A 21,988-nucleotide genomic window follows, 5' to 3' on the forward strand; every position below is an offset into this window, starting at 1 on the left:
GTATTAAGTAGGAGATTGCAGATACATCAGCTTTGTAAATCATGATGTATCTGCAATTAGTGATTATAATTCAATTAATGGTGAAATCCAATGACCTGGAATTGGTTAATCTATTTTATTGTTTAACGAGTATGGTTGTGCCTGAGTCACCTGAGTCGTTGGAAAAGTTAATAGTAATTGAGCCAATACCGTCTATAACACCCGTTGCGTCCAGAAAATTATCGCCAAAAGATCCTTGAAAGCCTGGATCTTCTGGGACATCGTCTGCGGATACTTCACATGAATTTCTATCAAGCACGGCTGGAAGTGATACTACACCCAAATTTGAATAGATGTCAGCATAAAATTCACCATAAAGACCTCCTGTAATATCTGTGATGCCAAATGTGCCATTATCATTATCCGTTATTACTACTTCAAAAGGACTTCCGGTATTGTCATAAGGACCATCAAATGGGGTTTGAGCCGTGGTTACAGCTAAATATGTACCTTCTAGGGAGGCAGAGGGACAATCTGAGACTACTGCTGAAAATGCTGGATTCCTGATTAATCCATTGGCAGCAATAGCTCTTACTTCTATAATGATTTCATCACCTGGTTCTGCGGACATTGGAGGAGTATAGGCGAATGACCGAACTTGTGAGCCAAATCTATTGAAATTGCTGAAAAGTTCAGCTTCCAGAATTGTTTCAGCCCCATCTCCAATGGTTTCGACAAGTTCCAAAGAGGTTATATCGATACTTGGAGAATAAAAAAGGACATCAATGTTATATGTTGCTCCCAGGTCCAATGCGGTAGGTGTGTCACTGGTTATAATCACCGTTGGTAAGGCACCAATAACTCTGTATTCCAAATCCTCCTGGTCTTCTTCACAGGCAGTCTGAACTATAACAGCCAATGCTAATAATACATATATAAATTTTCTCATGGTTCAATTATTAATAACTTCTTTGACTAAAAATTTATTCCTCATCAGTGCTAAACCAAATCGGTTTTGTATGATAATCTAATTCAAGACCCCCTATTTTCTCTAAGGCGTCGCTGTTCCAGTCGTATTCGGAGAAGCGTCTTAAAAGCCACCTTTGGGCCGGTTTACCATTATTGTCTGCGGCAAATTCACTCGGAAGTGTAAAACCGAGATACACGGTATTATCATATTGATACCTTCTCAGGTCTGACCATGTTTCATTGTTCGAGTAGAGAGAGATATACTTTTGCATCATAATATGATTTAGTTCAAGATCACTTGCGTCTTGAGGAATGGCTGTAGACAAATATTGAGTTGCTTCTGCCGGGGATACACCTGTAAAGTCCATATGTGCTTGAATAGCTTTGAGAAAAGCATCATAAGCCAGGGGTAAATTATTTTGTATAAAAGCAGCTTCCGACTTTATGAACTGAAGTTCCGAATAGGTGATCAATGGATAGGGGGCAGCATCTGTGAAGATGTACTTTCCATATAATCTAGGCACACGAATGTTTGTAGTGGTATCTCCCAAAGTAGGAACTACTCCTATGTAGTTCTGTGTGGAGTCCGTATCAGAATTGAGCATTAAAGATAATCTTGGATCAGTCACACCATTGAAATATGTGCCATCGAGATAGCTTACAATCAATTGGGTTCTTAAACGGCTATTAAAGTTACCTCTGGAGGGTCCCATAAAACTACTTGTGGCGGAACTCTCAGCATCAAAGGGCACCTCTGCATTATCCTCGTTGCTTTCGAAAGAGTTATCCACAAAGTTGATTACTGCTGCAGGATCATATGAGCTTTTATTTGAAATATGATGTGCATTTCGGGCCTTTATAGCATAAGCGAACTTAATCCATTTACTTACGTCTCCATTGTAAAGCTTCTCCATGTCTGCCAATTTTGGATCAGTTTGACCTGTTGGATTATTTAATAATTCAATACCCTGGTTACATAATTCATGGATGCCTGCATAAATATCCTTTTGAGGATCATAATCGAAGCTAGTACGTGTATTGTCCCAGGCCTGACGGAATGGGAGTTCGCCATGGTGATCCGTAACTATTTGCCAACTCCAGGCGCGTATAATATTGACAATACCTGAGTAATCAGCCAGCCCAAGCTCTTCTGCCTGTTCGGCTACTTCATTTAGATTTGAACCTATTGACCAATAATGATCTCTAAATTTTTGTGTTCCACTGCTATTACTTGAAGCATGACGATCAAAACCATTATTGGCATTTACCCATGCCCAGTTCTGTGTAATTGCTCCTACGTAGCGGCTATCAAACATTTCACCTTCAGCCATAGAATAGACGATCTGCGGCAAGTATAGGTCTGGTGTAGCTGTTTGAGGAAGAAATGGATCGTCATTAATATCCAGGTAATCTTCACAAGACATTATAACAAGTGCCAGGGTTATGTATAAAAGTTTTATTTTTTTCATAATTACTAAGTTTTAAATGATCAAAAACTTAAAAGCCAACACGAAGCCCAATGGCTAATGTGCTGGGATTGGGTACAGAGAAATGGTCAAAACCAACAGCATTACTGCCACCGGCTGAAGCGTTTAATCCATTAAGGCTTGGATCAGCACCATCATAGTTTGACCATAGGATCAGGTTCGTACCTGTAACGTTGACCTGAAGACTATTAATAAATACATTACTTAATAAGGAAGAAGGTAGCTGGTAACTTAATGTGATATCCATTAATCGAAACCAATTAATATCTTTTTCCACAAATAAGGACTCCGTTCTACCACGGCTTGAAGTATAGAAATCCTCATCCAGTAATACTTCCTGGGTGTTTCTTTCCCCGCTTTCAAGCACACCATCAAATACCACTCTTGTTTGACGATTGGCTGTACGTTGGCTCAAACCTGAAAATGTAAGTGATCGTTCTGTTGAGTTATATATATCTCCTCCTTTTCGCATATCCATGAGAAAAGAAAGTGTAAAACCTTTATAAGTCAGCGTATTAGTAAGTCCTATACTAAAATCTGATTCACGATTACCAATCTCTGTAAAAGTAGCATCTACTATTGGGTATCCGTCCGTTCCAATCAGGAGTTCTCCGTTGTCATTTCTTTCATAAGAATAACCAGTAATGGTCATAAAGGATTTACCAGGAACGTATCCGGCTCTGGCATTACCTGCCAACCAGGTATCAGACAGATAGAATTCTTCTTGATCACCAGGAAGCGATATCACTTTGTTTCGATTAAGAGAAAAATTGGCATTAACGCTCCAGTTGAATGCACTATTTGCTATCACCTGACCGTTGATCATTATCTCAAGCCCTTGATTTTCTATCTCACCTGCATTGACCAATTGGAGAATATACCCAGTTGCATAACTTAATCTTGGGTCTACTATCTGATCCCTGCTTCGGACATTGTAGTAAGTGAAGTCCAGGCCTATTCTGTTCTGTAAGAAACGAATATCAAGCCCTGCTTCATAGGATACTGTTGTCTCTGGCTTTATATTGTCATTAGGACCAAAAAAACCAACGTTAAATCCGCCTCCGGATCGTGTGAATTCCTGAAGAGCTGGTTGAATACGATGAGGCGGGGCATCTTTACCTACTTGTGCAAAAGATGCTCTGATTTTCCCAAATGATATGGGTGAGTTCGTATCTAGATTGAAAGCTTCAGAAAAAACAAAACTTGTACTCACAGAAGGATAAAAGAAACTGTTGTTTTGATCGGGTAAGGTGGAAGACCAGTCATTTCTACCAGTTATACTTAGAAACAACATGTTTTTATAGTCGATCTTTGCTTCTCCAAATACTCCGATTAATCTTCTTCGCGAGCCACGTACTCCTACCTCACGTGAATCTGGATCAGTGTTGATAATACTATATAGACCAGGCACCAATATGTTTTCACCATACCTGGAATCTACGCGATAATCCCTGTCTTCAATATTGTTGCCTAATGTGACTCCAATATTAAAGTCACCGAATGATTTGTTGGCGTTAATCAATATAAAAGAGTTTAATAATTGACTGTAAGCTTCATATTCCGCCATCAAACCATTGACCTCTTGAGCGATACTTCTGCCAGGATATCTTTGTATTGATTCGGGGCTGTAGGTGGTCAGTCCTCTTGTGGTGTAAACGTCGGTACCAATTCGTCCGGTTACACTTAACCAATCGAAAATATCGTAAGTCAAACTTCCGTTTAATAAAATTCTATCTGTTTCATCAGTTATACTATTATTTTTAACCGTGAAAAGTGGATTTTCAATTTCATCATCACTTAAATTCCCTTGTGCTCTGATGTCATTAGTAATAGGCCACCTTAATATATTTGCGTATATACTTCCGGTACCTTTTGAGATACGCTCTGATTCGGTACGTATATAGCTGGTTGAGGTGGTCAGCTTTAGCTTAGGATTCAGCTTTGCCGTTAGGTTGACCCTGTAGGTGTTTTTGTCGTACCCTGTACTTGGGACTGATCCATCCTGTCTTGTAAAATTGGCGGAAGCCATGTAGGTAAGGTTTTCCGAACCACCACTTACATTGACCCCATGAAGTTGTGTAAAACCAGTTTCAAAAAAGTTTTCAACATTGTCAAATACCTGATTGTCAGGACCTATTGGTTCTCCCCAGTGAACAAAAGCTTCAGGATCATTGACTCCTTCTGTTCCGGTATTATATTGCTTTAGCAAATCAGGAAATCGATTTACCTTTTCCCACCTAAAGTTATTGGTGTAACTGATTTTGGCTTTACCTGCTTCACCACTTTTAGTGGTAATAATAATAGCCCCATTGGCAGCGTCAATGCCATACAACGCGGCAGCGGCAGGGCCTTTTAATACAGTAATACTTTCAACGTCATTAGGATCAATGTCCGTCGCCCGGCTTGAATAGTCGGATTGACGATTAGGGGCTGAATTGAGAAGGTCGCCCTCATCGAGGGTGGTGTTATCGATAGGAATTCCATCAACAATAAAAAGAGGTTGATTACTTCCACCTAAAGAGGATCCTCCTCTTATCACAATAGAAGAAGATGATCCGGGTAAGCCACTCGTGGTTCCTACTGAAACTCCCGCAATTCGTCCTTGTAATGCATTGATCAGGTTTGGGCGCGTAGTTTTTGATATATCTTCTCCTCCCACTTCCTGAATGGCATAACCAAGTGCTTTCTTTTCTTTTTTTATTCCAAATGATGTTACGACTACTTCAGTGAGTTGAGTTACGTCTGTTTTCATTTGAACATTAATGACATTACGACCTCCAATGGAGACTTCAACACTTTCATAACCGATAAAAGAAAAGATAATAGTCTGTGCAGAAGAAGGTGCAGCTAATGTATAGTTGCCGTCAATGTCAGTCACAGTACCTATAGTAGTACCTTTCATCAAAACGGAAACACCGGGTAGAGTCTCATCAGACTCTGATGTTACTGTACCCCTGATAGTTTGCTGGGCAAGACCATCCATTGACATCAAGGAAGCACATATTAGGATTAAACATGTAAAAATTTTCTTCATAAGCTTAATAAGGTTTTTTGAGCGTATCTATATTAGATAAGTCAGAAGGAAACTAAAATGTGTCAGATTTTTTTTGATGAAATCGTAATTAACTCATTTGCAGTAGTTTGAGTTTTTATGTAGTATTGAATCTGTCACATCTAAGTCAAAACTTTGTAACCCTGCGGTTCGAAGCTTTATTAAATATGATTTTAGCGTTGAATGATACCTGATAAAATAAAGTATGCTATAGAAAACTCTAATCTTTCCGGCGTTGTAGACCGGCGAAAGTATGGATTGGATTGGACTAAATATACCCGCACGGTGTTTGACCAATTTGCCAGGAGAATAAACTTTAAAGTGACTCAGGAAGTGATAGATCACCCTTATTTGGTGAGCGGTTTACTACTTGTCGGTAAAGAAGAATTAGAGAATGTCCTATTCAAATATAGATTAAATAGTATTGACGATTTCATTACTCACTTGAAAGGGCTTAATGATTACAATCCGCATCACTGGATCAGTGGTAAAACACTGTATTTGTATTGGCAGAATGGAAATGCCAAGGACAAGAAACTAAACGTGTTGCTTACTTTTCTTGAAATTGACATGGGCCGTTGGGACGACTGGAAGAAGTCAGATGCACCGGATCAAACATCACTAAAGTCTAAGCTTAAAGGGAAAGAAGGTCTTTTGAAAAACCACTATCAAGGGTGTTACTTCCGATACTATCAAAAGACGGATGGAAGTCGTGTGTTGGTAAAGGCTCCTTTCCAGATCAAAGAGGACCCAAATCAAGGAATAATAGGTATAACTAAGACCGTGGGTCATTATTATAAAAGCTCAAGTGTGGCCATTCGGGATGGAGCGCTATATATAGAATGTGAAAATATTAACTGGAATGAAAAGGAAAGCCATGTTTTCAATGTAGGTTTTGAAACTAATCCACAACTGTTAATAGGTGTTTCCACTACGTTAAGCAGGAGAGGACATGCGTTGGGGATCAAAAATGTATTGGTCAGACAGGCAAAGCCTTATGACTACGATAAAACCGATGCGGAAGAAATACCTTTTGATACTGTATTTGATGAACCCTGTGAAGAGTCACAAATGGTAGATTTTTTCAAACGAAGTGCACATAATCTCATTACCACTTCATTAGTACACAGCTTTCATGAATTGCCGGGTTTTCCCGAAAAAGCATTAAAATAAGCTGGTGAAAGATGATATGACAGTAGGGTAAAGTTACTTTCCATATTTTTCGAGTAGTAACTCCATAATGATCTGTGCAGATACTTTTCCTTTTTCCTCTACAAAGGCCCGGGGAGTATCATCACCTACTTCATACGTCACGGATTCTGCTTTGAATTCATTTAAAAACCAGTTTTTGGAAACGGGCGATTCAGCGCCACCGTCTTCTTCCGTAATCGTTTCCCGCGGAAAAGCTTGTCTTAACCTGCTGATCCAGTTTTTTACGATGCCCTTACTTTCAGGAAAAGTCTCGTTGTTAAACGTATAAAGCAAATCTTCATGGGTGGAATGAAAATCCAGCCCCAGGGCTACGCTGTGGTCCCCGTTTTTTACTTGTTGATGGACATACTTTTGAAACTGATCAATTTCAGGTTGGTTAAAATATTGCCAGTCGCGGTTAAGATCTACCCCACCTGCATTGTGCCTCCAGTGACCGTTGTCTACTCCATCCGGATTCATCATAGGTACTAACACAGTGCCGAATTGCGCTCTGAATTTTTTAGAGAGTTCCGTATCAGCTGTGATTTCCTTCATAAACGCTTTCATGGCAATATAACCTGTCAGCTCCGGCGGATGCTGACGGCTTATGACCACTAATAAAGGTTGTTTTTTATCCACTGCTATTTTAAGAGCGCTGATCGTGATACCATTTCTACTGGTGCCAATGGATTGTTTCGTTACAAAACCCAATGCTGACACTTCATTTACCCAGCTTTCATTGTGTTTTGAGGTCATGAGCTCTTGCGCTGAGATCCATTGATACTGCGTTGATAGATCAAGTTTCAATATAACGCTGTCATTTTCCTGCAGCATATACCTTGTGCTATCAAAGGGTTGCCAGTCCATACCATTCCGGCTGATGTCCGGATAGTAGCGGTGCTTACCATCCTTATAGCTGAGATGAAGATAGACCTCTTTGTCTACCTCAGCTTTAATTTTGAAAGAATACCAGGGACTCATATTAATGGGGGCGTTTTCAGGATGGATGCTTATCTGGTATAGCGTATCGTTGATCTTTGTAAATCCATTCATCCTTGCACCATCGAATTCATTGCTTACGGTAATCCCATCTATAGAGAAAGCACCTTTTTTCTGGGTTTCAATGGGTTTGGTTTTTGTGTTGGTTGATCCTGGAGGGTCATAAGACAAAGGAGCGGCTGTTTTTTTGGTAGAGGAGCAGGCGGCTGCGAGATATAGGAAAAAAAGGAATACGATAGTATGGAAGTGCATGGGCACGTGAGGTTTGTTTCGAGGGATTAAAAATAGGAAATAATTATATTGTTCATTGCCAGGTTGGTGCGATATAACTTTTGAATAGCTGATGTTAAGCCCAGATTCTCTACTTCTGACCGTGTCTATTAAGGGGAGGAGGTCATTAGCAGCTATACTTAAATCTTTGTACGCCCTGCGATTCAGGTCGATAACTTGAATTGTTTAGCACTTCATATGTCCTTCCTTAGGTATGCTATGCGATTAGACCTCGTGTGAACTCAACCTGGAAAACCAAGGGTAATACAAATCTTCGTTACATTGAGTCAGTACTTTTCACTCAGCTTGACTAAGAACGCACATCAATGTCTCCGATCCATACTTTTAGTATTGAGAGGGTCTGATGGTTTTTATATTGACAGGTTATAATTCCGTAGAGTCTTTAGGGTTTGCCCAAAGTCTCAATAAATTGATTTTATCGTTATCATAGGAATAGAAAATAGTTGTTTGAGGAGAATGTTGGTATTCCTTAGTACCTGGCTTACGTAATGAATCTTTTGATCTGTGCGGGGCTTTTTGAATATGAGCTAAACATTTTTCAAGGCGATTAAAAAATTTACTTATCTCTCTATCGGTCCACCGACTTTCTAAGTATTCAATAATATTATCTAAATCTTTTTTGGCTTCATCGGTCCAGAAAATTTCTAAAGCCATCTTTCATATTTTTTCCTCACTTCACTATGAGGTGTCACTTTTCCTTCTTGTACTTGTTGCAACGCTTGATCCAATGAAGATGACAATTTTGATTCTTCCTCTAAAAATGCCTCTATTTTCCTCAATTCATTTTCATTGAATTGCATTACACGTTCAATTAAATGATATTTTCTCTTTTCAATATTCATAAGCAGTAAACTTAATTACCTAATAGTAAATATAACGTTTTCGTTGGTTATTTAGGTTGCATAAGGCAAATGTGAGAACACAGGCAATTCAGTCTTTATTAAATACACGGTTAAAAATATAACAATTACTGAAACCATATTGGAAACAAGTAACCTTAATAAAAAGTGTATAGCCTTAAAACATGTACTTTACCGCACGCTTAAAAACGGGACTTCTACCAGCCTTTCCATTAATCTTTTGTAGTCATGACCCATCTCGGCTTGAGGCTTATTTGATAATCGTCATTCAGAGGCCCGGGTGGCTCGGATAAATATTCTTCTGGTAATGCAAAAAGTCACCGTCGAATAACCAAAGCATTGGCGACTTCCCGCTCGCCTTCATGATCAAAACTTTTGTTGTCAGAAGGGAAATTTACCACTCCTTTACTTTTAGTCCATAGGGTGGTAGAGCCTCCACCGTCCAGGTTTAAGGCATCCATGCAACCCAGCGCTTTCATGAATTCTGCTAACTCTTTGGTAGACAAGCCTGCAGCTTCGGCATTTCTTCCGTCTGCTGTCAAAAGCACCAGGTGATTGTCGTCCGTTATGCCCACCGCTGTTCTGGGATGTCTGTTCAAATTGAATTTATCCTGGACCAGTTCCATGAATGCTCCATTTTGTAATAAGAGTGGGCCGGAAGACATGACTTCCTGAAAACTTTTTAGACTTTCAGTACCTCCTTCTGGCGTAGCAATGACAGATACCTTTTTGTTGCTATCCATGGCTATGATCCCATTCCCATGTTGCGGGTTTAAAGCTGGGTCGTTGACATTGATAATCTTGGAGTTAGCCATCAAAAGACAGACGGAGCCTCCCTCTTTTATGTTAAAAAAAGTACCATTTATGGCGGCTAACGCGTCGTTTTGTTCCCCAAAAACACTCGTTTTTTGAAGCCCTGAGTCCAGGTAGACTACTTTCATTTCAAGTGAATGTGCCAGGTCAATTTCCAGGATGTTAATGCTTTGCTTAGACTGAAACAGACTATCAAAGTGCTTGTATTTCCAGGTCAGGCCAGGTGTCAGCTGCTCGGTCAGCCATGAGTCTGTGTCTATGAGTGCCGGATTGATCTCTTCCTGGGCAAGTCCTGTCCTGAACGGTAGGATGAATAGCAGCAGTATATTTAGAAAATACAAACGTTGGAACTGGAATAGTTTCATTTGGGTGTAGTGGTGATTTTTGAAGTTGTGAAAACGCATTGATCATTCCTCGCTGTTGACATTCATAAGGTCATATATGGTCTGGTGTAGCCTTGGCCTGATATTCATGTTATACAGCTTTCGGTTTTCCCGTGTGGGGTAGACCCTGTTCGAAAGAAAAATAAAAAGCAAATTGTACTCGGGATCAGCCCAAACCATGGTGCCTGTATATCCGGAATGTCCGAAACTCCTGGGGCTGGCAGAAGGCGCAACATAACCTTTTTCAGGGTTTTTTAGCAAGGGTTTGTCAAAACCGAGCCCTCTTCTATTGCCTTGCTCGCAATACTGACAGGAAGTAAACTTATTGAACGTGGAGTTCGTAATGTATTCATCCCCGCCATAGCTGCCCAGGTTCAGGTACATTTGCATCAGTTTTGCCAGGTCGTTGGCATTGCCGAACAGGCCTGCATTTCCGGATATACCCCCCATCATAATAGCGCCTTCATCGTGTACCGTGCCGTGGATCTGCTCTTTTCTGAAGAAAGTGTCTAATTCCGTGGGTACGATCTTATGTTTCGGATAAAACCATAATGGGTTATACGTCAGTGAATGGGCGCCAAGAGGTAAGAAAAAGTTTTCCTTTGTATAAGATTCATAATGCTCGCCGGTCATATCTTCTATCATTTTCGGATACAGGTAAAAGGACAGACCCGAATATAAATAGCCGGCATTTTTATTGAGTTTGGTTTTTTTGATGGCCTTGTAGATCTTGTCCTTATAATTCTTGTGTTCGTATAATGTTGAGGTGATTTTTATCGGATAGCTCTCTGAAGAATCAGACTGTAACGTATTCGATTTAAATCGGCCATTTTTTCTTATCGTGGTACGCCAATACGGGATCCAGGCTTTGAGTCTGGCATTATGTGCCAGTACATTGCGCCAGGTGATGTTTGCTTTGTTTGATCTCTTGAATGCAGGCCAGTACAGCTTTAATGGAGCATCGAGGTCAAATTTCGTTTCGTCATGCAGTTTCATGAGCGGAGGAAGAGGCCCGGTTACTTTTGTCACCGATGCGAGGTCATACAGGTCGTCTTTACGCACTTGTTTGGTGCTATCATATGTGTGAAATCCGAAAGCCTCATAGAAGATCACGTTCTGGTCCTTAGCAATGAGGAGTTGACAACCGGGGAAGGCGCCTGCGCCAATGGCTTCAGTTATGATGGAGTCTATTCTTGAATGAAGTGAATGAGTATTGATGCCCGTTTCCTCCGGTAAAGTGTATTTTAACCTTAACCCTCCTTTAGTCACTATCCCATCACGTAAAGCAAAGTGTTGATTTATGGTAATAGGTAATTTTCCCTGTGCTCCGATGGCACCAAAAATCAAATGAGCTGCTGTTCTCTCCGTTATTTCAGAATCCTGATAAGTTATTAAAAGAGCTGATGACCGGTGGAGTCCGGAGAAATGATCCAGTGTATAAGGGTTAAGAAATGATGTTACTACAACATTATTCTTTTGTGTTAGCTCATTGACGAAGGAAGCTACTTCACCCGTATAACCATGGTTTATATTAGGTCTTTTAAACACCTCATGGAGGCTGACTATTATAAGGTTGTGTTCGCTGATGTGGTTCCTGGCTACCTGGATCTGAGTAGGTGTGGCATCTTTAGGCAAGTTTACCTGATTTATTTTGGTGTAGTTAGATAGCATTTTTTGGAAAGTACTCAGACTGTCAGCCCCAATAGAAACACTCACTACATTCAATGTATCTAATCTACGGAGTGGTAGTAGGTCATTTTCATTTCTTAATAATGTGATAGAAGCTTCGGCCAGTTGTTGATTCAATAGCCTGGCTTCCGGGGAGTTAAGTGTTTTAACCAGGTGATCCGTGTCTATTTTTTGTGGCTTTGACAGCCCCATGAAATATTTGTACATCAGTATCTTCCTGCATTTCTGATCAATTAGTGCCGGGGTGATGATCTTACGGTTAACAGCTTCTTTCACTTCATCGATGGCCTGAGGTGCACCTTCTGGAACGAGTAGAATGTCGTTACCTGCTAAAATGGCCTGAATAGCTGCCTTGCCTACCGAATAGTGTTGTGTGACGCCCTGCATCGTCATAGCATCGGTAAAAACGAGGCCTTCAAAACCAAGTTTTTCCTGTAACAGCCCGGTTATGATAGGTTTGGAAAGGGTAGAGGGAATATTCTCTTCCGGGTCCAGCGCTGGAATATGCAAGTGACCCACCATCACACCACCCACGCCATTTTTGAGCAATGATTTGAATGGATGAAGCTCCAAACTATCGAGGCCTTCTTTACTCTTTGTAATGGAAGGTAAGGCTTTATGTGAATCAGTGTTAGTATCACCATGTCCTGGAAAATGCTTTGCAACAGCTAGTACACCATTATCCTGAAGCCCTCTCATATAGGCTGTACCTTTGTGTGTCACATTCCGTTTTTCTTCTCCAAAAGACCGATACCCTATCACGGGATTATCCGGGTTATTATTGATATCGACTACAGGTGCGAAATTAATCTGCACACCCACCCGGCTAAGGTGCTCCGCAATTTGACGCCCCATTTGGTAAATGAGTTGGTCATCATCAATTGCTCCTAATGTCATTTGATAAGGGAAATTCATTGTACTGTCCAGCCGCATGCCCAAGCCCCATTCTGCATCTGTAGCAATTAACATGGGAGTTTTGGCTAAGCCCTGGTATTTATTTAATAATCGGGCGTGTCTAATAGGACCTCCCTGGGCTGTGACCAACCCTCCAATATGATAGGAGCGGATGATCCTGTCCATTTCATCCTCGTATCGCTTGTCACGGTTAGAATATAACCTTGTCATAAATAATTGTCCGACCTTTTGGTCTGGGGAGAGCGTATTGAAGACAGAGTCTACCCAGTGGGCCATATGACTATGAGATAGATCAGTCATTAGGTTTGAATTCTGACCAAAACCTGCGAGTGAGGTAAGTAGCATGAGTGATAATAAAATCGCTGATCCGGAAACTGTTTTTTGCAACATAACGACGTGTTGAATTGGGCCTTTGAACTTAACAAAAAATTGAATGGTAACTGTTATAGGTGCATGAATAGTAGGCGATCGATAGCATAGGATGCACAATTTCCTCACACTAAAGTCATTAATTGGTGATTTGGAAAGCCAACTTGACTATTTTTGCCGCAATTTTGATGAATTGCCCTGCAGTTTTTCTATGAAGCAATTGATCTAATAACTATATTAACCAGTTGTTTACATATTAATCTGTAACCAGGTATAAATATTGGCCAATAGAACGTTTAGTACTAACTAATGAGTCACAAACCACATCGAAAAGCAGGCGGAGGAAATTGAAAAGTGAATTCTGAAATTGATAGCATAACATACATTAAGAAAGCAAAAAATGAACCTTGAATTTGTTAACCCCCTGGTATGGGGAACACCATGTTTTATAGCATTGGTACTGTTAGAACTTACCTACAGCAAAACTCATGATAATCAAAAGCTATATAAGTGGAAAGACCTGTTAGCCAGTAGTACTATGGGACTTGGAGCGGTATTGATCACTCCCTTGATAAAAATAATTTCCGCAGCTACCATTTTTTATGTTGTGTACGAAGTGTTTAATCCTGAGGTGAACGGTGTTCGTATGAATATCATGGGCTATGAATCCTTTGGGTGGGCATGGTATGTATGGCTGATCTGTCAGTTTCTCGATGATTTTAGCTACTACTGGTTGCATCGCTTTAACCATACCGTACGATTCATGTGGGCGGCACATATTGTTCACCATTCATCCAATCACTATAATTTAGGTACCGGATTGAGAAATGGTTGGTTCACCATTTTGTATAAGCCTCTTTTCTATATGTGGTTACCGGCTATAGGCTTTCATCCGGAAATGGTACTGGTATGCCTGGGAATTGAGGCGCTTTGGCAATTTCAATTACACACTCAATATGTGCCCAAGCTTGGGTTCCTGGATAAGTTTTTAAATACTCATACGCAACACCAAGTCCATCATGCCAAAAATGTGGAATACCTGGATAAAAACCATGGTGGTTACCTGAACATCTTCGATAAGATCTTTGGAACATGGAAGGAACTTGATGAAAAAATTGATATCGAATATGGTGTAGTCCATGATCCTAAGTCGCACAATCCACTGGTTATCGTGACACATGAATACAAGAACATCTGGAAGGATGTGAAAGGTGCCAAGAATTTATATGAGGCTTTCATGTATATCTTTGGTGAACCAGGCTGGAGTCCTAACGGTGATTCCCTTACGGTGAAACAACTGCAAAGGCAGCTAAAAGAAGAACAGCAATTGGCAACTGCGAGCTGATAACGTTTTAACTGGGTGAAATGGCAGGTAAGGAGTTATGACGTCATCCAAGTAACAATAAATATCCGGACACAGGAATTTAGGTTTCGATAGTTGATCAGAAAAGGCAATGCCACTATGATCTGACTAAAAAAAGCTCAAGTATTTCAATTGTTCCAGAAAGTGAAGGATTACGCCCGGAATGGTGAGTAATGTAAATATTACACCAAACAACCCGCCATACAAGTGTGCGTCATGGTTTACATTATCCACTTGACGTTTACTCATATAATAAGAGTATATCATGTAGAGCAGTGCCCATACTATTCCTGGCAGACCAATAATGCCATACAAATACAGTTTATTGGAAGGGTCAAACAGAATGTAGCTGAACAGGATGGAGGACACCCCTCCTGAGGCGCCAAGTGCATTATAATGTGGTGTGTCCTTGTGTTTGGCGAATGTAGGGATGTCGGATACGATTATGCCCAACAGGTATAAAGCACTGAAAACGACCTTGCCAAAGTCACCATAAATACTTTTGAACACTTCTTCCACCTGTTCACCAAACATGTACAATACCAGCATGTTGAACAAGAGGTGAACAATTCCTCCATGCAAAAAACCTGACGTAATAAAGCGATAATACTGTCGGCGGTGCTTTACTGCGTACGGGTTAAAGATCCATTTTTGGGTAATTGATTCATTATTCCACGCATAGATGCTGATGAGTACGGTGACAATGACAAATATGAGTGTGATAGACATAATTGATTATTTGTGGAACTCAAAGATATGTGACAGGCATGCCATAATGCCTGCCTGGGCCTTAATTTGAGATCACATATGTATTGGTCTGTTTTCCGTAGCTGCCAGGCACGCTTCTTTCATAGCTTCCATATAGGTGGGATGCGCATGTGACATACGAGAAACGTCTTCTGCCGAGGCGCGGTATTCCATGGCAGTAACTGCTGATGCAATCATATCTGCGGCTCTCGCTCCCACAATATGTACACCCAATATTTCATCCGTTTCCTTATCGGCCAATACTTTCACCTGTCCGTCCAGGTCCATGCTGGCTCGGGCGCGGCCTAGTGCCTTGAAAGGAAATGATCCTGTTTTATAGCTTTTTCCGGCTTCTTTAAGTTCTTCTTCCGTATAGCCTACACTGGCAACTTCGGGCCAGGTATAAACCACACCTGGTATAAGTTTGTAGTTAATGTGTGGCTTTTGACCTGCCATCTGCTCAGCTACCAGGGCTCCTTCTTCTTCTGCCTTGTGGGCCAGCATAGCTCCTTTCACCACATCACCAATAGCATATATGGTGTCTACAGATGTTTTGAGATGTTCATCCACTTCTATTCTACCACGATCATCTGTTTTAATGCCTACGTTGTCAAGACCTAAACCGTCCGTATAGGCTTTTCTTCCAATGGCTATGAGGCAATAGTCAGCTTTAAGTTCTACTTCATTGCCCTTCTTATCTTCCGCTTTTACCACCACCTCTTTGCCAGTATTCTCGACAGCAGTTACCTTATGGCTTAGCTTGAAATCTATTCCTATTTTCTTGGTAGAACGCATGAGTTCTTTACCCATTGTGCTGTCCATGGTAGGAATGATCCTGTCCATATATTCTACTACGGTCACTTTTGAGCCGATACGAGCATATACGGAGCCTAACTCCATACCAATTACGCCACCACCTATCACAATCAGGTGTTTTGGCAACTCTTTGAGTTCTAAGGATTCCGTACTGCTGATCACCCTCTTTTTATCGATCCTGGCAAAAGGCAGATCGGCCGGCTTGGAACCTGTCGCGATAATAACTTTATCCGTTTTGACCTCAGTGGCTTCTCCTTTTTCCGGAGTTACTTTAATCGTGTTTTTGTCAATAAAGGAGCCTACACCCTGGTGTACGTCGATTTTATTTTTCTTCATCAGAAAAGCTATGCCATCCACATTTTGCTTGACCACATCGGCCTTACGGGCTATCATCTGCTTGAAGTTGACTTTCGGTTTGTTGATGTCAATACCATGCTCCTTGAAATGTGTTAAGGCATTATGATAGTGTTCTGAAGAATCCAGCAGAGCTTTGGATGGAATACACCCTACATTAAGGCAAGTGCCGCCTAGTGTACTATACTTTTCAATAATGGCGGTTTTAAACCCCAGTTGTGCACAGCGAATGGCTGCTACATAACCCCCTGGTCCTGATCCTATGACTGTTACATCGTATTGCATAATTTAAAATTTATATCCCATTTTTAAACTCCAACCAATTGTGGTCCGATGGTTTCTTTCGCGGTCACCCAGAAAATTCGTGAGTCCTGCTCCCGGCACACGAAATACTGGGAATTCCGGCTGATCGAAATCACCAAGTATATGCGCCAGGCGCCAGGAAGCATCCATCACAAAATGCTCGCCTATCAAAGTTTTGTAACTGAATAGCCAGGCAACACTGGTTGAAATATTTTCCTGTGTTAATCTGGCCTGGTTATCACCAAAATAACTGCCGGGAAATTCCAGTTTGCCAGTCTCTTCGTAATCGGAAACATTCACATGAAATCCCATAAAAAAACCTCGAAGATGCTCGTCTCCTCCTTCAGTGACCCGAAATTGCACACCCCCTTGTAAATAGGTGCCTTTATTTGTATAATCAAGCTCCCTGTAAATCTCATTATTGACCCTGGAGAGGCCAATGGTTAAATTATAGGCGACCCTGTTCCGATGATAGGAAAACTGTGGTTCGAACACATATCCCAGATTAGATACTGCTCCAAGCAGTTTTAACATTTCCAATTTGGCAACGAAAGACTTTTGAGGTTCCGTTTTTTCCTGTCCATTCACATAAAAACTTGTAATGAAGAGTATAGTTAGGAGTAATACTTTTTTCATTGTATTACGATATTATTTTGGTCATTAATTTGTGCTGAACGGAATGTTGTATTAGCGCCCAATTCGAGTTTCTCCAGTTTCTGAGTAAATCCACACCTTTTTGATTCAAAACTCACGTCAATCTCATATAATACTTCCAGTGTGTCTGTTTTATCAGCACTCTCAAAAATGTAAGTAGTCTTGCTGTTACTTGCGTCTACAGGTAATATATAAGAGTCATTGCTGTCTGGTGAAATAGGTTCGATAGTAGATTTCAGACCATATACACGGGTGAACTGCGTATTTTCAAAAAACTCTACGATCAGCTCCGGTTCCGTTTTAAGTCCGTCACAATCCAGACAGCCGGACAGGGTAAGGCTAAAAGTGAGAATAAGTACCGAGACAAGTAGTAGGCTGAGTTTTTGAAATTTCTTCGTCATACACCCAGCATTAACCGTGCAGGATCTTCCAAAAGTTCCTTCACCCGGTATAAAAAGCTTACTGATTCTTTTCCATCGATGATGCGATGATCGTAAGACAAAGCAACATACATAATGGGCCGTACTACGATTTCTCCATTTTCTGCCACAGGCCTTTCTACAATGTTATGCATACCTAAAATGGCTGATTGCGGGGCATTAATGATGGGAGTGGAGAGCATAGAACCAAATATACCACCATTAGTGATGGTAAAGGTGCCTCCCGTCATTTCCTCTATGGAGAGTTTGCCATCTCTTGCTTTAATGGCCAGTCGCACCACTTCACTTTCAATGCCCTGAAAATCCAATGCTTCGGCATTTCTTATAACCGGTACCACTAAGCCACGAGGAGAAGAAACGGCGATTGAAACATCACAATAGTCGTGGTAGACCAATTCGTTTCCGTCAATCCCGGCGTTTACGGCGGGCCATTCCTGAAGCGCCTGGCAGCATGCTTTGGTAAAGAAGGACATGAAGCCAAGTCCAACACCATGTTTTTCTTTAAACTGCTCTTTGTATTTTTTCCTGAGGTCCATGATAGGTTTCATGTTCACCTCATTAAATGTGGTGAGCATAGCCGTTTCATTCTTCACAGACACCAGCCTCCTGGAAATTGTTTTCCTCAGGCTTGTCATTTTTTCTCTTCTTTCACCACGGATTTGTCCGTTTGAAGAGGCTGCAGGAATCTCTTCTGATGCCTGGCTGGCAGCTTTTTCGGCAGGCCTGGAACTGGCTTTGACAGCGTCTTCTTTTGTGATACGCCCATCTACTCCTGTTCCGTTTACGTCTGAAGGTGGTATGCCTTTTTCATCAAGGATTTTAGCTGCCGCAGGTGACGCATGACCGGTGGCATAGGTTTTTTGCGCACTCGCATCAGAAGAGGTCATTGTTGCAGGTGGTGTTTTAGCACTTGGGGCTGGAGTGCTGGCAGGAGCTCCGCCTTCCATTATTTCTATCTTGCAGATAAGTGCTCCAATTTCAAGGGTATCGTCTTCCTTTGCTACGATAGATAAGATGCCATTAGCTTCTGCGGGTAATTCAAAAGTGGCTTTATCGGATTCAACTTCAGCAATGATCTCATCCAGTTCTACGTAATCACCTTCTTCTTTCAGCCAGCTTGAAATGGTCACTTCCGTAATGGATTCACCAACAGTAGGTACGATCATTTCTTTTACTTCCCCGGTTTTCTTTGGTCCATCCGCTTTGGTAGCTTCAGGAGTAGCAGGTGCCGCGGGGGCTTCCTCAGAGGATGCCGGACCTTTAGCGTCCGTATCAATTTCGCAGATCACCACACCCACGTCAACCGTTTCACCTTCTTCCGTTTTTATTTTTAGTACGCCGGCAGCTTCAGCAGGTAACTCGAAAGTAGCTTTATCGGATTCTAATTCTGCAATGATTTCGTCTTGTTCCACATAGTCACCATCCTGTTTTGTCCAGGCGGATATCGTCACTTCGGTGATGGATTCACCTACTTCAGGAACTTTTATTTCTAAACTCATTCTATGCTGGTTTTTATAATGTTAATGCTTGACTTACAATACTGGCCTGTTCTTCCTTATGGACTTTTGCATATCCTGTGGCAGGGGAAGCGCTCGCTTTTCGTGCGATTACTTTTACATCAGAGGTGGGCATTATACGTTGTATGAAAGACCAATAACCCATATTAGAAGGCTCTTCCTGTACCCAAATGAGTTCAGGCGAACTGTATTTTTTCAACAGTGCCGTTAACTGTTTTTCAGGGAAAGGATAAAGCTGTTCTATTCTTACCAGGGCTACATTCTTGATCTTTTTTGCTTGTTGTTCTTCCAAAAGGTCATAATAGACTTTGCCCGAACATAATACAACACGTTTAGTGCTTTTCTTGGTGACATAGCTGTCATCAATGATCTCCTGGAACTTTCCTTTCGTGAAGTCGGAGGTTGGCGATACCACTTTCGGGTGTCTCAAAAGTGATTTAGGAGAAAACACAATAGCAGGTTTTCTGAACGGCCAGGTTACCTGTCTTCTTAATAAATGAAAAATATTGGCAGGAGTGGTTAAGTTGGCTGCAATCAAGTTATCTTCTGCAGCCAGTTGCAAGAACCGCTCAGGCCTGGCGTTAGAGTGTTCCGGCCCCTGACCTTCGTATCCATGAGGTAGTAGCATCACTAATCCATTCATACGCTGCCACTTTGATTCTGCACTTGCGATGAATTGATCAATCATGACCTGGGCTCCGTTAACAAAGTCCCCGAACTGGGCTTCCCATACTACTAACGCATTGGGAGTTGCCATTGCGTAACCATATTCAAATCCCAAAACACCGAATTCCGATAACAATGAGTTGTATATTCTTAATTCTTTTTGCCCTTCCTGAATATGGTCCAGGTTACAATAGGGGGCATTGGTATTGGCGTCAAAAATATAAGCATGACGGTGTGAGAACGTCCCTCTTTTCACGTCCTGACCTGACATCCTTACGATGATATTTTCCGTCAATAAAGATCCATAAGCTAATAACTCAGCATCCGCCCAATTCAATGATTTCTTCTCGTAAAAGTTGGTATTACGATCTTTTAAAAGTTTTTCAATCTGCTTAATGGGCTTAAAACCCTCCGGAATGGTAGTAAGAGCCTTGGCTACTTTATCCAGCGATTGTTGTGTGATACTGGTGTCCGGAGACTTTTCAAAATCTTTGAATTCAGAGCGACGCAATGCTTTCCACTCTTCCTCCAGTTTTTGTGGTTTGTAAGGAAGGGGTTTTTGTTTTACCTCGTTTAACCTGTCCTGGAGTGTACTTCTGAATTCTTTATCCAGCAAAGTGGCTCTTTTTTCATCTATATCTCCTCGGGTGACCAATTGTTTAACGTAGATCTCCCTGGGATTTGGGTGCTTCGCGATCAGACTATAAAGTTTGGGCTGAGTGAACTTTGGTTCGTCACTCTCATTATGTCCATGTCTGCGGTAACATAACAGGTCAATAAAAATGTCCTTACCAAAAGTTTGATTATATTCTACGGCCAGATTAGACGCAAAAACAACGGCTTCAGGATCATCTCCGTTTACATGTAGTACCGGAGCATCGATTATTTTTGCCACATCCGTACAATAAATGCTTGATCGTGCATCATCATAGTCAGTAGTGAACCCAACCTGGTTATTGATCACGAAATGAATGGTCCCCCCTGTTCGATAACCAGGGAGCTGAGACATTTGAACCACTTCATAAACAATACCCTGACCGGCAAGCGCCGCATCTCCATGTATAAGTACTGAAATAGCTTTTTTCAGTTTACCATCATACTCGTCATCAATTTGGCCACGGGTATAACCGAGTACCAGCGGGTCTACCGCTTCCAGATGCGAGGGATTTGGAGTGAGTTTGACATAGATGTTTTTGTCGGTAGTGGTTTTAATCCTACTCGAATATCCCAGGTGGTATTTCACATCACCATCTCCCATGGTCAGGTCAGGGTCAGTGGTGCCTTCAAATTCACTGAAAATTTCCTCATAGGTTTTACCCATTATGTTAGCTAAAACATTGAGACGCCCTCTATGGGCCATGCCAATTATGACTTCCTTGACATCAAATTCCGTGGCTTTGTTGATAATAGCATCCAGAGCAGGAATGGTATTCTCTCCTCCTTCAAGTGAAAAGCGTTTTTGTCCGAGAAATTTTGTGTGAAGAAAATTCTCAAATACTACCGCCTCATTGAGTTTTTGTAATATTCGTTTTTTGGTATCAATATCCAAATTGATATTTGATCCTTCTTTTTCACATTTCCGTTTAAACCAATCTAATACATCTACGTCGCGTATGTGCATATACTCATACCCAATGGTGCCGAGGTAAGTCTTTTCAAGGACAGCAACAATGTCTTTGAGTTTGGCCTTACCTAAACCAATTTCATTGCCTACTACAAATTCAGTTTCGAAGTCCTCCTTTTGCAGTCCAAATTCGCCGGCGGTAAGTCTCACATTATGATCTCGTCGCTGACGCACAGGATTGGTAACGGATTTTAAATGACCTCGTGACCGGTAGGCATGTATCAGGTTTCGGACCTGTGTATCTTTGGTAGACACAGCGTCACTTTCGTCGGCGTGGCCGTTTTCCCCGTATTTTTGCAGGGAAAATTCAAATCCCTCAAAAAACTTTTGCCAGGAATCGTCTACTGAAGATGGGTCTTTTTTGTAACTAGCATAAAGCTCATCAAGGTAGCTGCCATGAGCATTTGCTATGTAGGAGTATTTATCCATGATCTAAGGTTGAATCATATTTGAATCAAAAGTAGTTAAGTTGAAGAAGATAATAAAATTGTATATTCGTTTATTAGG

The 21,988-nt window shown here is 41.3% G+C and carries 16 protein-coding genes; 2 read left to right on the top strand and 14 right to left on the bottom strand.

Annotated features, from left to right (window positions below; translation table 11 throughout):
• Positions 1–115 precede the first annotated feature (115 nt).
• From FNH22_RS21125 to FNH22_RS21135, 3 genes are read right to left on the bottom strand one after another with little or no spacing between them, the layout of a single operon-like run.
• A complete protein-coding gene (locus FNH22_RS21125) occupies positions 116–928 on the bottom strand; it encodes a hypothetical protein (protein ID WP_143400437.1) in 813 nt (270 codons plus the stop codon).
• A gap of 34 nt (positions 929–962) precedes the next feature.
• Positions 963–2,417 carry a SusD/RagB family nutrient-binding outer membrane lipoprotein gene (locus FNH22_RS21130; protein ID WP_143400438.1) on the bottom strand — a complete coding sequence of 485 codons (1,455 nt, stop codon included), beginning with the start codon at positions 2,415–2,417 and terminating at the stop codon, positions 963–965.
• Between the two features lie 28 nt (positions 2,418–2,445).
• Entirely contained in the window at positions 2,446–5,469 is a 3,024-nt protein-coding gene (locus tag FNH22_RS21135) for a SusC/RagA family TonB-linked outer membrane protein (RefSeq protein ID WP_143400439.1), read from the bottom strand.
• Positions 5,470–5,670: 201 nt separating this feature from the next.
• Between FNH22_RS21135 and FNH22_RS21140 the strand changes: the two genes are divergently transcribed.
• Positions 5,671–6,660 (top strand): hypothetical protein, encoded by a 990-nt coding sequence (locus FNH22_RS21140; protein WP_143400440.1) that lies wholly within the window; start codon positions 5,671–5,673, stop codon positions 6,658–6,660.
• 33 nt (positions 6,661–6,693) lie between these two features.
• Here the strand turns inward: FNH22_RS21140 and FNH22_RS21145 are convergent, their stop codons facing one another.
• The 5 genes from FNH22_RS21145 to FNH22_RS21165 all read right to left on the bottom strand — a co-directional run bounded on the left by FNH22_RS21145 (position 6,694) and on the right by FNH22_RS21165 (position 13,018).
• Positions 6,694–7,929: a M14 family metallopeptidase gene (locus FNH22_RS21145; protein WP_143400441.1), complete on the bottom strand. Its 1,236-nt coding sequence runs from the start codon at positions 7,927–7,929 to the stop codon at positions 6,694–6,696.
• 402 nt (positions 7,930–8,331) lie between these two features.
• Positions 8,332–8,622, bottom strand: coding sequence for a type II toxin-antitoxin system RelE/ParE family toxin (locus tag FNH22_RS21150; RefSeq protein WP_143400442.1), 291 nt, complete (start codon positions 8,620–8,622; stop codon positions 8,332–8,334).
• Positions 8,613–8,810 (bottom strand): hypothetical protein, encoded by a 198-nt coding sequence (locus FNH22_RS21155; RefSeq protein ID WP_143400443.1) that lies wholly within the window; start codon positions 8,808–8,810, stop codon positions 8,613–8,615. The genes FNH22_RS21150 and FNH22_RS21155 overlap by 10 nt, the downstream gene beginning before the upstream one ends.
• A gap of 335 nt (positions 8,811–9,145) precedes the next feature.
• The gene (locus tag FNH22_RS21160; RefSeq protein ID WP_185154335.1) at positions 9,146–10,006 is read right to left on the bottom strand and encodes a phosphodiester glycosidase family protein; all 861 of its coding nucleotides are present in this window, start codon (positions 10,004–10,006) and stop codon (positions 9,146–9,148) included.
• A gap of 42 nt (positions 10,007–10,048) precedes the next feature.
• Positions 10,049–13,018, bottom strand: coding sequence for a glycoside hydrolase family 3 N-terminal domain-containing protein (locus FNH22_RS21165; protein WP_255518124.1), 2,970 nt, complete (start codon positions 13,016–13,018; stop codon positions 10,049–10,051).
• A gap of 379 nt (positions 13,019–13,397) precedes the next feature.
• Here FNH22_RS21165 and FNH22_RS21170 point away from each other — a divergent pair, with 379 nt between their 5' ends.
• On the top strand, positions 13,398–14,342 hold the full coding sequence (locus tag FNH22_RS21170; RefSeq protein ID WP_143400445.1) for a sterol desaturase family protein: 945 nt from the start codon (positions 13,398–13,400) through the stop codon (positions 14,340–14,342).
• Positions 14,343–14,468: 126 nt separating this feature from the next.
• On the opposite strand, the gene FNH22_RS21175 is transcribed toward FNH22_RS21170, so the two are convergent.
• The 6 genes from FNH22_RS21175 to FNH22_RS21200 all read right to left on the bottom strand — a co-directional run bounded on the left by FNH22_RS21175 (position 14,469) and on the right by FNH22_RS21200 (position 21,910).
• On the bottom strand, positions 14,469–15,089 hold the full coding sequence (locus tag FNH22_RS21175) for a rhomboid family intramembrane serine protease (RefSeq protein WP_143400446.1): 621 nt from the start codon (positions 15,087–15,089) through the stop codon (positions 14,469–14,471).
• A gap of 72 nt (positions 15,090–15,161) precedes the next feature.
• A complete protein-coding gene (gene lpdA / locus FNH22_RS21180; RefSeq protein WP_143400447.1) occupies positions 15,162–16,562 on the bottom strand; it encodes a dihydrolipoyl dehydrogenase in 1,401 nt (466 codons plus the stop codon).
• A gap of 3 nt (positions 16,563–16,565) precedes the next feature.
• Positions 16,566–17,216, bottom strand: a complete 651-nt coding sequence (locus FNH22_RS21185) for a hypothetical protein (protein ID WP_143400448.1) — start codon at positions 17,214–17,216, stop codon at positions 16,566–16,568.
• On the bottom strand, positions 17,213–17,635 hold the full coding sequence (locus FNH22_RS21190) for a DUF6452 family protein (protein ID WP_143400449.1): 423 nt from the start codon (positions 17,633–17,635) through the stop codon (positions 17,213–17,215). The genes FNH22_RS21185 and FNH22_RS21190 overlap by 4 nt, the downstream gene beginning before the upstream one ends.
• Positions 17,632–19,173 (bottom strand): 2-oxoglutarate dehydrogenase complex dihydrolipoyllysine-residue succinyltransferase, encoded by a 1,542-nt coding sequence (gene odhB, locus FNH22_RS21195; RefSeq protein WP_143400450.1) that lies wholly within the window; start codon positions 19,171–19,173, stop codon positions 17,632–17,634. Before odhB ends, FNH22_RS21190 begins: the two co-directional genes overlap by 4 nt.
• A gap of 13 nt (positions 19,174–19,186) precedes the next feature.
• On the bottom strand, positions 19,187–21,910 hold the full coding sequence (locus FNH22_RS21200; protein ID WP_143400451.1) for a 2-oxoglutarate dehydrogenase E1 component: 2,724 nt from the start codon (positions 21,908–21,910) through the stop codon (positions 19,187–19,189).
• Positions 21,911–21,988: the final 78 nt, after the last annotated feature.

The sequence above is a fragment of the Fulvivirga sp. M361 genome, assembly GCF_007097395.1.
Taxonomy (GTDB): domain Bacteria; phylum Bacteroidota; class Bacteroidia; order Cytophagales; family Cyclobacteriaceae; genus Fulvivirga.

What these genes read in the sequence shown, in the direction of transcription:
- FNH22_RS21190 (WP_143400449.1), bottom strand. Translation starts at nt 17,635, where the DNA reads ATGACGAAGAAATTTCAAAAACTCAGCCTACTACTTGTCTCGGTACTT.
- FNH22_RS21150 (WP_143400442.1), bottom strand. Translation starts at nt 8,622, where the DNA reads ATGGCTTTAGAAATTTTCTGGACCGATGAAGCCAAAAAAGATTTAGAT.
- FNH22_RS21160 (WP_185154335.1), bottom strand. Translation starts at nt 10,006, where the DNA reads ATGAAACTATTCCAGTTCCAACGTTTGTATTTTCTAAATATACTGCTG.
- FNH22_RS21185 (WP_143400448.1), bottom strand. Translation starts at nt 17,216, where the DNA reads ATGAAAAAAGTATTACTCCTAACTATACTCTTCATTACAAGTTTTTAT.
- lpdA (WP_143400447.1), bottom strand. Translation starts at nt 16,562, where the DNA reads ATGCAATACGATGTAACAGTCATAGGATCAGGACCAGGGGGTTATGTA.
- odhB (WP_143400450.1), bottom strand. Translation starts at nt 19,173, where the DNA reads ATGAGTTTAGAAATAAAAGTTCCTGAAGTAGGTGAATCCATCACCGAA.
- FNH22_RS21200 (WP_143400451.1), bottom strand. Translation starts at nt 21,910, where the DNA reads ATGGATAAATACTCCTACATAGCAAATGCTCATGGCAGCTACCTTGAT.
- FNH22_RS21145 (WP_143400441.1), bottom strand. Translation starts at nt 7,929, where the DNA reads ATGCACTTCCATACTATCGTATTCCTTTTTTTCCTATATCTCGCAGCC.
- FNH22_RS21125 (WP_143400437.1), bottom strand. Translation starts at nt 928, where the DNA reads ATGAGAAAATTTATATATGTATTATTAGCATTGGCTGTTATAGTTCAG.
- FNH22_RS21155 (WP_143400443.1), bottom strand. Translation starts at nt 8,810, where the DNA reads ATGAATATTGAAAAGAGAAAATATCATTTAATTGAACGTGTAATGCAA.
- FNH22_RS21135 (WP_143400439.1), bottom strand. Translation starts at nt 5,469, where the DNA reads ATGAAGAAAATTTTTACATGTTTAATCCTAATATGTGCTTCCTTGATG.
- FNH22_RS21130 (WP_143400438.1), bottom strand. Translation starts at nt 2,417, where the DNA reads ATGAAAAAAATAAAACTTTTATACATAACCCTGGCACTTGTTATAATG.
- FNH22_RS21165 (WP_255518124.1), bottom strand. Translation starts at nt 13,018, where the DNA reads ATGTTGCAAAAAACAGTTTCCGGATCAGCGATTTTATTATCACTCATG.
- FNH22_RS21175 (WP_143400446.1), bottom strand. Translation starts at nt 15,089, where the DNA reads ATGTCTATCACACTCATATTTGTCATTGTCACCGTACTCATCAGCATC.
- FNH22_RS21170 (WP_143400445.1), top strand. Translation starts at nt 13,398, where the DNA reads ATGAACCTTGAATTTGTTAACCCCCTGGTATGGGGAACACCATGTTTT.
- FNH22_RS21140 (WP_143400440.1), top strand. Translation starts at nt 5,671, where the DNA reads ATGATACCTGATAAAATAAAGTATGCTATAGAAAACTCTAATCTTTCC.